General features: G+C 61.4%; 12 protein-coding genes. 11 read left to right on the top strand and 1 reads right to left on the bottom strand.

Features of this window, described 5'->3' with window-relative positions:
• Positions 1 to 128 precede the first annotated feature (128 nt).
• The 7 genes from CKO35_RS07185 to CKO35_RS07155 all read left to right on the top strand — a co-directional run bounded on the left by CKO35_RS07185 (position 129) and on the right by CKO35_RS07155 (position 7,048).
• Positions 129 to 395 carry a chemotaxis protein CheW gene (locus tag CKO35_RS07185; RefSeq protein WP_338031766.1) on the top strand — a complete coding sequence of 89 codons (267 nt, stop codon included), beginning with the start codon at positions 129 to 131 and terminating at the stop codon, positions 393 to 395.
• On the top strand, positions 379 to 2,028 hold the full coding sequence (locus CKO35_RS07180; protein WP_200174067.1) for a methyl-accepting chemotaxis protein: 1,650 nt from the start codon (positions 379 to 381) through the stop codon (positions 2,026 to 2,028). Before CKO35_RS07185 ends, CKO35_RS07180 begins: the two co-directional genes overlap by 17 nt.
• A 12-nt stretch (positions 2,029 to 2,040) precedes the next feature.
• A complete protein-coding gene (locus tag CKO35_RS07175; RefSeq protein WP_200174066.1) occupies positions 2,041 to 2,622 on the top strand; it encodes a chemotaxis protein CheW in 582 nt (193 codons plus the stop codon).
• Positions 2,623 to 2,627: 5 nt separating this feature from the next.
• The gene (locus CKO35_RS07170; RefSeq protein WP_200174064.1) at positions 2,628 to 3,455 is read left to right on the top strand and encodes a CheR family methyltransferase; all 828 of its coding nucleotides are present in this window, start codon (positions 2,628 to 2,630) and stop codon (positions 3,453 to 3,455) included.
• Positions 3,455 to 3,982: a chemotaxis protein CheD gene (locus CKO35_RS07165; RefSeq protein ID WP_242467077.1), complete on the top strand. Its 528-nt coding sequence runs from the start codon at positions 3,455 to 3,457 to the stop codon at positions 3,980 to 3,982. The genes CKO35_RS07170 and CKO35_RS07165 overlap by 1 nt, the downstream gene beginning before the upstream one ends.
• The gene (locus tag CKO35_RS07160; protein WP_200174060.1) at positions 3,979 to 5,058 is read left to right on the top strand and encodes a protein-glutamate methylesterase/protein-glutamine glutaminase; all 1,080 of its coding nucleotides are present in this window, start codon (positions 3,979 to 3,981) and stop codon (positions 5,056 to 5,058) included. Before CKO35_RS07165 ends, CKO35_RS07160 begins: the two co-directional genes overlap by 4 nt.
• 115 nt (positions 5,059 to 5,173) lie before the next feature.
• Positions 5,174 to 7,048, top strand: a complete 1,875-nt coding sequence (locus CKO35_RS07155; RefSeq protein WP_200174058.1) for a phosphoenolpyruvate carboxykinase (GTP) — start codon at positions 5,174 to 5,176, stop codon at positions 7,046 to 7,048.
• A gap of 195 nt (positions 7,049 to 7,243) precedes the next feature.
• Here CKO35_RS07155 and CKO35_RS07150 read toward each other — a convergent pair whose 3' ends face one another.
• Positions 7,244 to 8,452 carry a helix-turn-helix transcriptional regulator gene (locus tag CKO35_RS07150; RefSeq protein ID WP_200174056.1) on the bottom strand — a complete coding sequence of 403 codons (1,209 nt, stop codon included), beginning with the start codon at positions 8,450 to 8,452 and terminating at the stop codon, positions 7,244 to 7,246.
• A 322-nt stretch (positions 8,453 to 8,774) separates the two neighbouring features.
• Here CKO35_RS07150 and CKO35_RS07145 point away from each other — a divergent pair, with 322 nt between their 5' ends.
• The 4 genes from CKO35_RS07145 to CKO35_RS07130 are packed head-to-tail and all read left to right on the top strand — an operon-like array spanning position 8,775 to position 15,158.
• Positions 8,775 to 10,859 (top strand): vWA domain-containing protein, encoded by a 2,085-nt coding sequence (locus CKO35_RS07145; protein ID WP_242467070.1) that lies wholly within the window; start codon positions 8,775 to 8,777, stop codon positions 10,857 to 10,859.
• 23 nt (positions 10,860 to 10,882) lie between these two features.
• Positions 10,883 to 11,635: an ABC transporter ATP-binding protein gene (locus CKO35_RS07140; protein ID WP_200174055.1), complete on the top strand. Its 753-nt coding sequence runs from the start codon at positions 10,883 to 10,885 to the stop codon at positions 11,633 to 11,635.
• 6 nt (positions 11,636 to 11,641) lie between these two features.
• Positions 11,642 to 13,477, top strand: a complete 1,836-nt coding sequence (locus CKO35_RS07135) for an ABC transporter permease (protein ID WP_200174053.1) — start codon at positions 11,642 to 11,644, stop codon at positions 13,475 to 13,477.
• The gene (locus CKO35_RS07130) at positions 13,467 to 15,158 is read left to right on the top strand and encodes a formylglycine-generating enzyme family protein (protein ID WP_338031765.1); all 1,692 of its coding nucleotides are present in this window, start codon (positions 13,467 to 13,469) and stop codon (positions 15,156 to 15,158) included. Before CKO35_RS07135 ends, CKO35_RS07130 begins: the two co-directional genes overlap by 11 nt.
• Positions 15,159 to 15,195 lie beyond the last annotated feature (37 nt).

Raw genomic sequence — 15,195 nt, 5'->3', positions numbered from 1 at the left:
AGTACATCGAGATGGAGTACAACAGCGACCGGCTCCACTCGTCCCTGGGGTACATCACCCCTCAGCAACATTTTTTAGCGGTTGCTGCTTAATCCGTGTCCGCTGCGACTTGACCAGAACACCGGAACGTGGTCGTCGTGCAGTGGGCTGGGCACAAAGCCGGTCTTTTGGTCGACGAACTCAAGGGACAACTTCAGGCAGTCATCAAACCCCTTGGGCCATTGTTTGCAGGTCTGCCCGGTATTTCCGGTTCCACCATCCTGGGTTCGGGTGAGGTGGCCCTTGTTCTGGACGTTTCCGGATTGATGGATGTGGCCTTGGTGCGTGACGCCCGGACACTGAAGGATTCAACAAATCATGATATTGGGAGCAGGGGACATGGCTTGGTTCAATAATCTTCGTGTAGGCATCAGGCTCATCCTGGCCTTCGTTATCATGGCGCTGATTACCGCCATTGTGGGCTGGGTGGGTGTGAGTAACATGGGCCGAATTGACGCGCTCAAGGATCGCATGTTTGAGCACGAGTTGCTCGGAATATCCTATATCAAGGAAGCGAATGTTCATCTCTTGAATGGGAGTCTTGCCATCCGGAACATGGTGCTCGCCGGGAATCAGGAACAGCGCCAGCATTACATTCAAAGAATCAGGGTTTATGCTGCCGATGAAGCCAATTATGTGCGCCAGGCACGGGATCTGATTGATGCGGATGAGGCCACACTGCTGTTTCAGCGTTATGATGCCTTGAGCGCGGAGCGTGCCAGGCTGATTGAACGACTGCTGACCATGATGCAGTCCGAAGACATTCAGCAATCTCCAACGCCAGCGCAATTTATCAGCCAGGAACTCAGGCCCGTCGACGAGGAGGTTGATCAGGTTTTGAGCCAGGTGAGTCATCTCAAGGAGCGCAACGCCGAAGCACTTTCACAACTAAGTAATGAAGTCCATGAAAGCAGCACTCTGTTCACCATCATCCTGATCTTGGGCAGCGTTGTCATCGGGCTTGTGATGGGCTTGGTGATTTCCCGCTCCATTTCAAATCCTCTGAGACAGGCGGTGACGGTGGCCAATCAGCTTGCCGAGGGTGACATGCGCGTGACCATTGGTCAGCAATACCGGGACGAAACCGGGCAGGTCATGACCGCCATGGGCAACATGGTGGAGAAACTTTCCCAGATCATTTTCGAGGTGCGTTCCGCCGCCGATAATCTGGCCAGTGCCTCCGAACAGGTCAGCAGTACTTCCCAGTCCTTGAGTCAGGGCGCCACGGAACAGGCCAGCAGCATCGAAGAGACTTCCGCTTCCGTGGAGCAGATGACGGCCTCCATTAACCAGAATACTGAAAACGCCAAGGTCACGGACGGAGTGGCTTCCAAGGCCGCGGAAGAAGCCAGAGAAAGCGGCGAAGTTGTCAGGAGGACCGTGACGGCGATGAAGAGCATCGCGGACAAGATCGCGATCATTGACGACATTGCCTATCAGACCAATTTGCTGGCCCTCAATGCGGCCATCGAAGCGGCGCGGGCTGGTGATCACGGCAAGGGCTTCGCCGTGGTGGCAACCGAGGTCCGGAAACTGGCGGAGCGCAGTCAGGTGGCCGCACGGGAGATTGGCGAGCTGGCAGGCAACTCGGTGGAGGTTGCGGAACGGGCCGGCCGTCTGCTGGAAGAAATGGTGCCTTCCATTACCCGAACCTCCGATCTGGTGCAGGAGATCAGCTCTGCTTCGGAAGAACAGGCCAGTGGCGTTGCCCAGATCAACGCCGCAATCACCCAGCTTAGTGAAGTGGCCCAGCAAAGTGCCGCTGCCTCCGAGGAGCTTTCGGCGACCGCCGAAGAAATGAGCGGTCAGGCCGAAGAGCTGCAATCCAGCATGCGCTTCTTCAAACTGGAGGATGATGACGTTTCCGTCAGGAAGGCAACGCCCCCCAGCCGCCCTTCAACCCCTGGCGGAAAAAAGCGCCCACCCGCGCCCAAGCGCACACAGGATGTGAGTGTGGAAGTGAATGAGCGTGAGTTCGTGCGCTTTTGAAGGAGGTGATCCATGAAGGCGCTCAAGCCGGTCGATCAGCATCGGAAGCCTGATGCCGATGTGTTCAAGCAATATCTTTCCTTCATGCTGAAGGGGGATATCTTTGGTATTGGAATCCTGAATATCAAGGAGATCATAGAGTATGGGAAAGTCACCTCCGTACCCATGGTGCCGGACTTCATAAGGGGGGTCATCAATTTGCGCGGATCGGTGGTGCCCGTGATTGATCTGGCACGCCGCTTCGGCAAGTCCCTGAGTCAGATCAACCGCAGGAGTTGCATTGTGCTGGTTGAGTTGGTGGATCCGGAAGGAGATCAGCAGGTGGTGGGGCTTATGGTGGATGCGGTCAATCAGGTGCTGGAGATTTCGGATGCCGATGTGCTGCCGGCACCGGCCTTCGGGGCCCGCATCAGTACGCGCTTCATTCAGGGCATGGGACGGGTCGGGGAGGATTTTGTCATTATATTAAAACTGGATCAGATATTGTCCGCGGAAGATATTCAATTTTTGGCGGATGTTGGCGACAAGGCGGTTATTGCTGAAAACCCGCATGCCTATGATCCGGGCGGTAGAGAAGACAAGTTGATACCGTAACCCATATGCCTGACATCGAGCTTAAGCCGCATGAGTTTGCTCACTTTCAGAAAATGATCCATGAGCTGGCGGGCATCAGTCTTACGCCCGCAAAAAAGGCCTTGGTCCAGGGACGTCTCACCCGGCGCCTTGTTCATCATGGTTTGGCCAGTTTTTCTGAATATTACAAGCTTGTCAAAAGTCAGCCTGCTGAACTTCAGGTTGCCATTGATCTTCTAACGACCAATGAAACTTACTTTTTCAGGGAGCCCAGGCATTTTGAGTTGCTTCGTGACCGGGTTTTGCCCGAGTACAAGATAAAGCGCCTTCGTGGCCCTTCCAATCCGTTACGGATCTGGAGCGCCGCATCTTCCAGTGGTGAGGAGGCTTACAGTCTTGCCATGGTCTGTGATGACGTGCTCGGCGCCACAGGATGGGAGGTCCTTGGCTCCGATATCAATGCGAGTATCTTGGACAGGGCGCGTCTGGGACTTTATGAGATGTCACGGATCGAGGGCATCCCCCAGGCCTATCTGAAGCGGTATTGTCTGAAAGGGACCGGCTCTTACTCTGGTCAGTTGCTGATTGATGCTTCAGTACGGAGCAAGGTCGGTTTCATGCGGGTGAACCTGAATGACTATCTGCCGGATGTGGGAGATTTCGACATCATTTTTTTGAGGAATGTCCTGATCTATTTTGAGATGGCCACCAAGCAGAAGGTGATTTCCCGTGTTTTGAAGCGGCTTAATCCCGGCGGCTGGTTTTTTGTCAGTCACTCTGAAAGCCTGAATGGCATTCAGCATGATCTGGCTCTGCAGGCACCCGCGGTGTATCGGAAAGAGATCGTGACGTGATGAAGCAGGATGATGTGGTTCAGGATGTTTTTCTGGGCCCTGGCGATGTGAGGATCGGGGATGCGAATACCCGTCTGCGTACTATCCTGGGTTCCTGTGTTTCAGTGACGGTCTGGCATCCCCTGAACAAAATTGGCGGCATGTGCCATTACGTTATCGCCGAATCCCTGGTGCATCGGGAGGGCTCGGAAACCCGGTTCGCGGATCAGGCCATCCATGCGCTGATTGAATCCATGCGCCAGGCTGGCTGCCCACCCCGTGAGCTTGAGGCAAAACTCTTTGGCGGTGGCTGCATGTTTCTGGACGAACGGACGGGGCAGTGCCGGAGTGGTTCACGCGTATATGCTGAAAATGTCGTCAAGGGTAAGACCTTGCTTGCCCAGTATGGCCTGAGCCTGAAAGCGGAGCATTCAGGAGGGGCGGGGCACCGGCAATTGGTATTTGACATTCGCACCGGCGATGTCTGGCTCAAGCACCTCCCCTTGCCGGGGGCTGTACAGGTTCCCATCCTGGAAAAACGCCCATGAAAAAGATCCGTGTCATGCTGGTGGATGATTCGGCCACGGTTCGCCAGGTGCTGTCCGAGGTGTTGTCCACGGCGCCGGATATCCAGGTGATCGGAACGGCCGCCGATCCACTGTTTGCCCTTCAAAAGATGAATCGCGACTGGCCGGATGTGCTGGTGCTGGATGTGGAAATGCCTCGCATGGATGGCATTACATTCTTGAAAAAACTGATGGCGGAGCGGCCCACGCCGGTGGTGATCTGTTCCACTCTCACCGAAAAGGGGGCCAGTACCACCCTGCAGGCCATGTCTGCCGGGGCTGTTGAGGTCGTTGCCAAGCCCACCCTGGGTGTGAAGCAGTTTCTGCAGGAGGCGCAGGATGACCTGATTCGCTCCGTACGGGCGGCCGCCCATGCGCGTCCCAGGATGATCACCCGGCAGGAGCCGGTGCCTCCGAAGCTTTCCGCGGATGCGGTGGTGGCCGCGCCAGGCAAGACGGTCCTGCATCAGACCACCGACAAGATCGTTGCCGTGGGGACTTCGACGGGTGGAACCCAGGCGCTGGAAGTTCTGCTCACCCGGCTGCCACGCACCTGTCCCGGACTGGTGATCGTGCAGCACATGCCGGAGAAATTCACGGCGGCATTTTCCGACCGGCTGGACGGACTCTGCAGCATCGAGGTCAGAGAAGCACGGGATGGTGACCGGGTGCTGCCAGGACTGGCCCTGATTGCGCCGGGTGGGTTTCACCTGTTGCTGCACCGGAGTGGCGCGCAGTACCGGGTCACGGTGGAACAGGGACCGGCGGTCAACCGCCATCGCCCTTCGGTCGATGTGCTGTTCCGTTCAGTGGCCCGTTGTGCGGGGGGCAATGCCCTGGGGATCATCATGACTGGAATGGGGGATGACGGTGCGCGGGGTCTCAGGGAGATGCGTGAGGCCGGTGCGTTGACTCTGGCCCAGGATGAGGCCAGTTGCGTGGTCTATGGCATGCCCCGTGAAGCCGTGAGGATGCAGGCGGTGGAGCGTAGCCTGCCCCTGCAGGCCTTACCCGAGGAGATTGTGCATTTCGGGATGGGCAAACTGCGCAGGGGATGACTCCGGGCATGGGGGACAAAACCTGAATCCCGTGGTCTGTTTTGAGGATGCAATGCGGCGCCGCCTGCGCTAGTCTCGTCACACGGGCATTTTCAATTCAAACCTGAGAGGAAACATGAGCGAACAAGTGCGAACCCAGTCAGTCCCCGGTGCCGATTATTCCAGTGAGGTCAGGAACGAAGCTCTGGTCCGCTGGGTTCAGGAAATGGTGGATCTGTGCAAACCGGACGCAGTCTACTGGTGCAACGGCTCTCAGGAAGAATACGACTTCTTTACCAGTCAGTTGGTTGAGCAGGGGACCTTCATTCGCCTCAACCCGGAAAAACGTCCCAACAGCTTTGCCTGTTTTTCCGACCCCAGTGACGTGGCCCGGGTGGAGGATCGTACCTTCATCTGCAGCCTGCGCAAGGAAGACGCCGGCCCCACCAATAACTGGGAAGACCCCCGCGCCATGAAGCAGACTCTCAGCGGCCTGTTCGATGGTTGCATGCGGGGGCGCACCATGTATGTCATTCCCTTCAGCATGGGGCCGCTGGGCTCTCCCATCTCCCAGATCGGCGTGGAGCTGAGCGATTCCCCCTATGTGGTGGTCAACATGCGCATCATGACCCGCATGGGACGCAAGGTCATCGATATCCTCGGCGAGGGGGATTTCGTCAAGTGCCTGCACTCGGTGGGGGCCCCCCTGGCTCCGGGCCAGCAGGATGCCAAATGGCCCTGCAATCCCGACACCAAGTACATCGTACACTTCCCCGAAGAGCGCTCCATCATGTCCTACGGCAGCGGCTATGGCGGCAATGCCCTGCTGGGCAAGAAGTGCTTTGCCCTGCGCATCGCTTCATCCATGGCCCGGCAGGAGGGATGGCTGGCGGAGCACATGCTGATCCTGGGGGCGGAATCTCCCGAAGGGGAAAAGACCTATCTGGCGGCCGCCTTCCCCAGCGCCTGCGGCAAGACCAATTTCGCCATGATGATCCCGCCAGAGTCTCTGGACGGCTGGAAGATCACCACGGTGGGTGACGACATCGCATGGATCAAGCCCGACTCCTCCGGACAGCTTTATGCCATCAACCCCGAGGCGGGCTATTTCGGGGTGGCGCCGGGCACCAATTACAAGACCAATCCCAATGCCATGGAAACGGTCAAGGCCAATGCCATCTTCACCAACGTGGGCGTGACGCCGGACGGAGATGTCTGGTGGGAGGGCATGAGCGACGAGCCGCCCAAGGGCACCATCACCTGGACAGGCGCGGTGTACGACCCGTCCTCCGGCAAGCCGGTGGCCCACCCCAATGCCCGTTTCACGGTGCCGGCCGGTCAATGCCCGAGCATTGATCCCGAGTGGGAAAACCCCAGAGGGGTGCCGATCAGCGCCTTTATCTTCGGTGGTCGCAGAAGCACCACCATTCCCCTGGTGTACCAGTCCTTCAACTGGAGTTCCGGGGTCTACCTGGCGGCCACCATGGGCTCGGAGATGACCGCCGCGGCCTTCGGCAAGCTGGGGCAGGTGCGCCGGGATCCCTTCGCCATGCTGCCCTTTGCCGGGTATCACATGGGGGATTATTTCAATCACTGGCTGCAGTTCGGTCGCGATCTGCCGTCACCACCGCGCATCTTCGGGGTCAACTGGTTCCGTAAGGATGAACACGGCAACTTTGCCTGGCCCGGTTTCGGCGAGAACATGCGGGTACTCAAGTGGGTCATCGATCGCGTCAGAGGCAGGACTTCGGCGGTGGAGAGCCCCATCGGCTGGATGCCCCATTACAACGATATCGACTTCAAGGGCCTGGATTTCTCCATGAGGGATTTTGACAAGGTGATGGAGGTGGATCGGGAGGCCTGGAAGGAGGAGTTGATGGCCCACGAGGAACTGTTCTCCAAGCTCTATGACAAGTTGCCCAAGGAATTCTTCTTCATGCGGGAACTGCTGCTGTCGGGGCTGTGGCGTTCGCCGGAGCACTGGCATCTGGCGCCCGAACGGGAAGTCTGATCCCTATACCGGCCGTTCCGGGCGCACGGACGATGTCCCGGGCTGAAGGCATCCTCCACTGGGTGGAGGATGCCTTTCAGGGATAGGCAAGATGTGGTCCTGGTGGCGGCCATGTGCCGGCTCCACCGGGGCGCCAGACGGGGCGGATTGGCCAGAGGAGAGCGCAGTGCTCGGATTCGTCCCGCCCGGAGAGAATCAGGCTACCCGGGAGTCCTTGTCCACAGTCGCGGACTGGCTGTACAGGGCTGAGTTCGTGTCCCTGATCATGTCCAGCAACTGGTGTCGCCGGTAGACCCCCGTCTTTTGAAAAATGCGATGCATGTAGGTCTTCACCGAGGATTCCGAGATGGACAGGGAGTCGGCCACCTCGCGATAGGTTTTTTCAGCGAGTACCTGTTTCAGGACCTGCTGTTCCTGGTCCGAAAGCAACTGAATCAATGCCTCCGGCAGTTCATGCTCCGGGTGTGCTCGGGTTGGGGCATCACTGGCTTCCGTCCTTTTGCGGGGAATGAACAATACCAGGACGGCCATGTTCAGCAGGATCAGGGCGACGAAGGCCATGGTTTCTGCCGCCCCTCCCAGGGCCATGCCGAGCAACTGCCCCGCCAGAATACCCGCGCAAAGCACCCCGACCCCATGGCCGAAGGCGCGCACCAGATCGGCCTGATTCAGAACCAGGGAAAGCAGCAGCAGATCAACGATGCCTGCCGCGGCCATCATGAAGAACATGGCTCCATGGATGCCGGGTCCACTGGGCAGCAGCGACCAGAGGGCAAACGCCGCCAGCGCCGAGGCCACTCCCACCAGCATGGCGGTGGGTTGAGTGTATTTCACCAGCCAGAGGCAGCCGATGGCACCGGCGCCATAGAAGACGACTTCAAGTCCCGGGATGATGGCATGGGCATCATAGGCGGGAATCAGCCCCCCATACATCAGTCCTGAGACGATCTGAAAGACAAAGATGAAGGGCAGATAAATCAGTAACTGATGCGGATGGGGGTTGATTGCCTCTCTGCGCTGCCGCGCGGGTCCCAGTGGTGTCAGCAGGAATAACAGCATCACGCTGATGAGGGTGAGCTTGAGATGGGGGGACAGAGGGGCCAGTCCCACGACCAAGGCAAGCAGGTTGCCGGAAGCCAGGGCCATGGCGGCAAAGACGACGGGGCGTTCCGAGGCCTTGAGACACTGCCCCATGCGCAGGGAAACCGGGGCGGAGACAATTCCCAGCAGCACCATGAGGAGGGTGGCCAGACCTCCTCTGAACTCCAGTGACAGCAGGCTGAGTGCCACGGTGCCGATCAATCCGGCGTAAATCAATCGCTGGAGACGCTGCGCCGGCATGCCCGGGCCGAAATGGGCCAGTGCAAACAGGGCAAGGATATGGGGGGCAAGAAACCACATCATCAGGTGGTCCTGTTTGAGGAATACCCCCGACATGGGAAACAGTGTCAACCATGCGATAAACAAGGCGGCAATGCCGATCCTTGCAATGTGTTGGGGAGCAAGCGTCATTGAAGGCCCAAGTCGCTGATATTTTTGAGAGTCTACACCATGGTTTACAAGGGGCCAATCCAGGGTTGACAGGCTGACGACTTATATGGGAGTGGGTGTCCGGGTCATGATTGCCCATCACTCAAGGCCCTCCCGCGGGAAGTCACCGATGAATGTTTCGCCTGTTGCCAAACGTCACGTCAGTATGTTCACGCTCAGTCTTGGGATAGTGCTGATGTGCGGCGCCCCTGCACTGGCCGACCTTTCCGCGCTGGAAGGGACCGTGGGTCATTCATCTCCCGCATCGGCCCTGTGGGACCTTGAAGGCGCCCACGGGCATGAATCCCCTGTCGCCGCGGATCTCAGGGAGGACGAGATCCGCTGTTCCGGGGAAGTCCCCTGCGTGGAGATTGCCACCGATCTGCCAGTCCGGGGGCTTCCCCGTCCCTTCTCCCATGTCTACCGGGAACCCAGGGCTGAAGAGGGGATGATTGTCCTGGCCAATGTGCCCGCCTTTCGCCCCCTGTATGTGTTCGAGCGTCGCGACCTGGACTTCACCCAGGGGGCGGACCCCCGGGGCTGGTACCGGGTAGGCGCCACCCGCGCCAAACCTGACGGCTGGATGCAGGCCAGGGACTTGCTGGAGTGGCGTCAGGCGCTGCTGGTTTCCTATACCCATCCGGGTGACGCCATTGAAGGACGCAACCCGGTCCTGATGTTCAGGGATCGTCAGGCACTGGAGTCGGTGGTGGATGACATGGACATGTCGGGTCGGGCCAAGGCGATTTATCAGGGTATCGGCAAGGGTGAGGTGCCGGAGACCGTCATCAGCATGGAACCGGCCCGTTTCGTGGACATCACGCGCCAGTTCTACATGCTGCCCATCATCGACTGGCAGGAAACCCGGATTCACGGCGACGATGCCCGCCTGCTCCAGCTTGCCGCCGCCGTGCCGCGCCAGCGTGGCGCCGACACGCTGGACGACGAGGCGTATCGCACCCAGTCCCTGATGGGCAGAACCCAGGCCGGGGCGAGTGCCAGGGACCTGAACGTGGATATCGTGTTCGTCATCGACACCACCCGCAGCATGCAGCCCTTCATCGACATGACCCGGGAGGCGGTGGTCCGCATGACCCGCCAGTTCACCGCCGAGACCACGGACCGGTTCCGTTTTGGTCTGGTGACGTTCCGGGATTCCACCGATGTGATCCCCGCTCTGGAATACGTCACCCGCAACCACACCCCGACCCTGGTAGACAGCAACAGCCTGGTCGATCTGCTGGGCAATTCCGCCCGCGCCACCCAGGTGGGTAGCCTGGATTACGCGGAGGAAGTCTTTGCCGGGGTGGATACCGCCTTGCGCAGCCAGTGGCGCGAGGGGGCCTTGCGTTTCATGATCCTGGTGGGGGACGCCAGTTCCCACCCCAAGGGACACCCCCAGAACGTGACCGGCAAGGATGAGGTGGACCTGCGCCGGGAACTGGATGATGCCCAGGTCCATCTGCTGGCCATCCACCTGCAGGATCCCCGCGCGGTGGAGGATCATCCCGTCGCCCAGGCCCAGTTTGCCCGCCTTTCCCGTATTCGCGGTGATGAGTCCCATTCGGCCCTGGAGGCCGTGGATGCCTTCAAGGAAGCCGACTATCAGGCCCTTGCCGACCGGGTGACCAGGGATATCAACAAGCTGTTGACCACCACCATCGGCGCCGGGGAGGTCGTGGCCGAGGGTGCGGCAAACGGGGCACCGGCCGGCGGGGCCGAGCCGGTTCTGGAATCCGTGGCCAGCCTGTGGAAGGCAGCCATGGTGGAGTATATCGGCCGGGATGCCAATCCACCCAAGGATGTGGTGGCGTGGTCCCTGGACCGGGATCTGGTGAATCCGGCCGACCGCGCCCTGGATGTGCGCGTACTGGTGAACCGGGAACAGCTCAGCACCCTGGCCCAGTCCCTGGACATGGTGGTGCAGGCCCTGATGCGCGCCGAAGTGACCCAGGCCCAGTTTTTCGAGGCATTGCAGGGCGTGGCCGGGCAGACGATGAAGCGACCTGACGAGATCGGTCAGGGCGCGCGCCTGGCGGAGACGGGCCTGCTGCCCGCCTTCATCCAGAGTCTGCCCTATCGCAGCGATATCCTTTCCCTGACCGACGAGATGTTTGCCAGCATGACCACCGAGCAGCGGTCCCAGCTGGAGTGGAGCATCCTCGCCAAGCTGGAGCAGTACCGGGCCATCAACGAGCAGGTGGATGCCTGGTTCCGTCTCAACGATGCCGATGAGGACAGGGACATGGTCTACCCGCTGCATCTTGATTACCTGCCCTGAGCGGGCGGGGAGGGCACACCGGCATGTCCACGGCCATGCTCTGTCTGGATGGGGTCGTCAAGTGCAGGGAACAGGGAGGCAGCCGTTTTGAACTGGAGATCCCGGCCTTTTCGGTGAGCGCCGGTGAACTGGTGGCGGTGGTGGGTGCCAGCGGTTGCGGCAAGAGTACCCTGCTCGATCTGCTGGCCATGGTGATGGAACCCACGGAGACGGACCGGTTTCATTTCAGGCCCAGTCAGGATGCCGCGCCCATCGACGTGGGTGGGCTCTGGACCCGCGCCCGGGAGGGTGAACTGGCGGGACTGCGGCGAGACTATCTGGGCTATGTGCTGCAGACCGGAGGGCTGCTGCCCTTTGTCAGCGTGCGAGACAACATACGGCTGCCGGGACGGATCCGGGGCGGTTCCGACGCCGGGCAGGTGCGGCGCATCGCCGCCCTGGCGGGGCGTCTCGGCGTGGCGGCCTGTCTGGATCGCATGCCCCATGCCCTGTCGGTGGGGCAGCGGCAGCGGGTGGCCATCGCACGGGCCCTGGCCCATGCCCCTCGCCTGGTGCTGGCCGATGAGCCCACGGCGGCAGTGGACAAGGCCCGTGCCAGGGACATCATGCAGGACTTTCACGCCCTGGCCCGGGATGAAGACGTGGCGGTGGTGATGGTGACCCATGACGTGGAACTGGTGATGGACCACGCCGATCGCTTCTATACCTTCGATGTGCAACAGATCACTGCGCAAAGGACTCGCTCCGTCTGTCGTCCGCTCCATGTCGTGCAGTAGGTTTCCATGTCCAGCCTGAGCCCGTTTCGAGTCATCCCGGCCCTGGCGGCCTCCCACCTGCGTCATGACTGGATTCTCACCCTGTGTCTGGTGGTGGCCCTGGCGGCGGTGATCGCCCCCTTGCTGGTGTTGATGGGGCTCAAGCACGGCACCATCGAGACTCTGCGCGATCGCCTGGTGGAAGATCCGGTGTTCAGGGAGATCCGGCCCGCCCAGACCCGTCAATATACCCCGGACTGGTTCGAGGACGTGGCGCGGTGGCCGGGACTGGCCTTCGTCACGCCGACCATCCTGCCCCTGTCATCGGTGCTGCAGGTGGTGCATCCGTTGTCGGGTCGCGCGGAACTCTTTGACCTGGTGCCCACGGCGGCCGGTGACCCTCTGCTGCTGGAAAACAATGCCCGGATCCCCGGTGAGGATCAGCTGGTGCTCAGCCATGAAGCCGCGCGCCGTCTGGGGGTGTCCGCCGGAGAACGCCTGACGGTTCGGGTGACCCGCTCCCGCGCGGGGCGCACGGAGCAGGCCGAGGCGGAACTGCTGATCGTGTCGGTGCTGGCACCCCGGGCCGGGCATCTGCCGCGGGTATATGCCCCCCTGCCGCTGGTGCTGGATGTGGAGGCCTACAAGGAGGGCTATGGCGCCCCCCGGCGTGGCTGGCCGGGTGAGACGCCGGAGCCCTACCTGAGTTTTGACGGTGCCATCCTGTTGCTGGAGACGCCCCTGGATCCCATTGCCCGCACCGGGCTGGTGATCAATACCGGCTTTGCCAGGATGCAGGAGGCATCGCCCGAGCGGGTGAGGGCGCTGCTGGGGTTTGTCCCGCCGTCCGGGTTTCACGCCTATGAACTGCTGACGCCGGGCACCGCGATCACGGTATCGAACCTGCGGGTCATCGAACAGAAGCTCAGGGGGCAGGAACGCTGGCTGTTGCCCTATGTGGACGCCTTGCAGACCCATGCCGGATCGGGACTTCCCTGGTCGCCGGTGGGACTTTCCCTGACGCCGGCGCAGACGGCTCGCCTGGGCATCGATCCCTTGCCCTGGGGCGGTTTCACGGCAAGTGCCTCCCCGGGTGAACGCCTGGTTTCGGTTCTGTTGCCCGGTGATGCGGTGTCACCGAAGCCCCGGCTGGCCGTCGGCAGCACTGGGGTGGCCCCCCTGTCGCTGGAGCTGGTGGTGCGGGGGCAGACCGCTCTGGATCGTCCCGTGGTGCCGGTGGAACTGCTGGGGGTGCTGCGCACGGCCACTCAGCGTGCGGTACTCCATGACCCCGATACCCTTCGCTTCGAGATGGCCCGGGGCGGCTACCGTGGATTTCGTCTTTATGCCGCGGGCATCGATGATGTCCCCGCCCTGGCCCGACGCCTGGAAGCCCAGGGCATCGAATACCTGGCCGAGGTGGAGGCCATCGAGCGCATCCAGGTTCTGGATGCGGGGCTGGGCCGGCTTTTTCAATTGATAGCCATCCTGGGCATCAGTGGGGGGACCGCCGTGCTGATCGCCAGCCTCTATGCCGCCGTGGAGCGTCTGCGGCGGGATCTGGGCGTGCTGCGTCTGCTGGGATTGGCGCGTCGACATGTGTTTTTTTTCCCGGTGGTGGAAGGGGCGATGATTGCCGCCCTGGGACTGCTGGCCGCCTTTGCCGGCTACGGAGCCCTGGCCATGACCATCAACCACACCTTTGCCGGTGAACTGGCGCCGGGAGAGCGTTTCTGCACCTTGCCGAACAGCCATGTCCTGGTGGCCGTGGCCGCCACGCTTTCGCTGGCGATTCTGGCTTCACTGGTGGCCGCCTGGCGGGCCACTCATATCGATCCGGCGGAGGCCATCCGTGAACAATGAATGGAGACTGTCGAGACAGATTCCGCGGCACGGAATCTGTCTGCTGCTGATTCTGGTCTTGCTGGGTTCCTGGGCGGGCGCGGATGACACATTGACGCCCACCTTCTTCAACCCCCGGCCCGCGCCGGGGGATATCGTTCTGCCCATGCCGGACAATGCCGAAATGGTGTTTCGTGCCATCCGGGTGCCGGGCAGCGGGTTCTGGGGGGACCGGGACCGGATCATCCAGATCGGTGACGCGGCCGGGGGGATCTTCGAGGGACTGCAGCGCACCCAGATCAGTGGTTCGTTTCCCAGTGGGGACGGCGAGGGCTGGGACATCATCCTGGCCAAGTATGAACTGACCCGGGCCCAGTATGTGGCGGTGATGGGCATGGATTCCCTGCTGGCGGTCAGCGGCGACCCGGAGGATCAGAAGCTGCCAACGCTCCAGGGGCGGGCACTCCGGGACGCCCTGACCCTGCCGCTGACCTTTGTGAGTCATCAGGATATCCAGACCTTCGTTCGCCGTTATAACCGCTGGCTGTTTGATCCGGATCATCCGGAACGGATCCGGTCACTGCCCCGGGTGGACGGTGTCCCGGGCTTTCTGCGGCTGCCCACCGAGGATGAATGGGAGTACGCGGCCCGGGGTGGTCTGCCTGCCCTGCAGGCGGGGACATTCAATGACCGGCTGCCCTTTCCGGAGCGGGAGATCAATGAATATGCCTGGCATCTGGGCAATGCCCGCCATCAGCTCCGGTCTGTGGGGCTGCGCAAGGCCGATGCCCTGGGATTCCATGACCTGCTGGGCAATGCCCAGGAGATGACCGCCGGCCTGTTCAGGCCCGAAGTCTGGCAGGGCAAGCCGGGCGGGGTAGCCGTCCGTGGCGGCAGCGTTTCCACGCCACCCGCGGAACTGCGAAGTGCCCTGAGGGCTGAGTTGGATGCCTACGCCTGGAACGCGGACCAGGGGCGCATGGAAGAACGGCGCTCCTTCAATACCGGCGTGCGCCTGGCCATCGGTGCCAACGTGGTGGTCAATACCGCGCAGCGCAGCCGCATCGAGCAGGAATACGAGCAGTACCGGGCGGATCTGCGCCGCACCATGCCCGTGGGACGCACCCTGGACAATCTGGTGGCCCAGGCCTCGGTGCAGCTGGGGACGGTGGAACCCATCCTGGCCCGCCTGATGGAGGATAACGCGGCCCTGCGAGAGCCGCTCACGGCGGTCCAGGCGCATATGGACAGGGCCCGGGAACGCCTGGAACTGGCCCAGCGGGAGAGCGCCCGCAGTCTGGCCCAGGACGCCGCCCGCAACGGCGTCAATCTGAGTGTCTATCTGTCCCGTCTCGACCGGCTGCAAGGCAGCCTGGAAACCGCCCGTCGGCTGGCGGAGCTCTCAACCCGATATCAGGAGCAGGTCACCGCGGTGGAGATTTCCATCAAGGACCTTGAAGGGGCCGCCAGGGAACAGATGCAGGGCTACCGGGACAAGGTGTCCGCCCTGGGGGATTATGAGCCCGCCTACATCGAACAGGCATTCACGGCCCTGGCTGCCCGTGAAACCCCCAGACGGGAGCAGGTGGTGCTGGAACTGCTCAGGAGCCATGCGGAGGCGTTCAATGAACAACGCAGGGCCGATACCGAACGCTGGATGGAAGATTACCGGGAGCGCTTCCGGGGCTTCACTGATGGCTGATGATCTACTTGACCGAGACAATCTAAGGGGAAAGACC

The organism is Ectothiorhodospira shaposhnikovii, from assembly GCF_016584105.1.
Lineage (GTDB): Bacteria > Pseudomonadota > Gammaproteobacteria > Ectothiorhodospirales > Ectothiorhodospiraceae > Ectothiorhodospira > Ectothiorhodospira shaposhnikovii.
The sequence above is the reverse complement of the archived record's forward strand: the minus strand, read 5'-3'. Positions and strand labels throughout refer to the sequence as shown.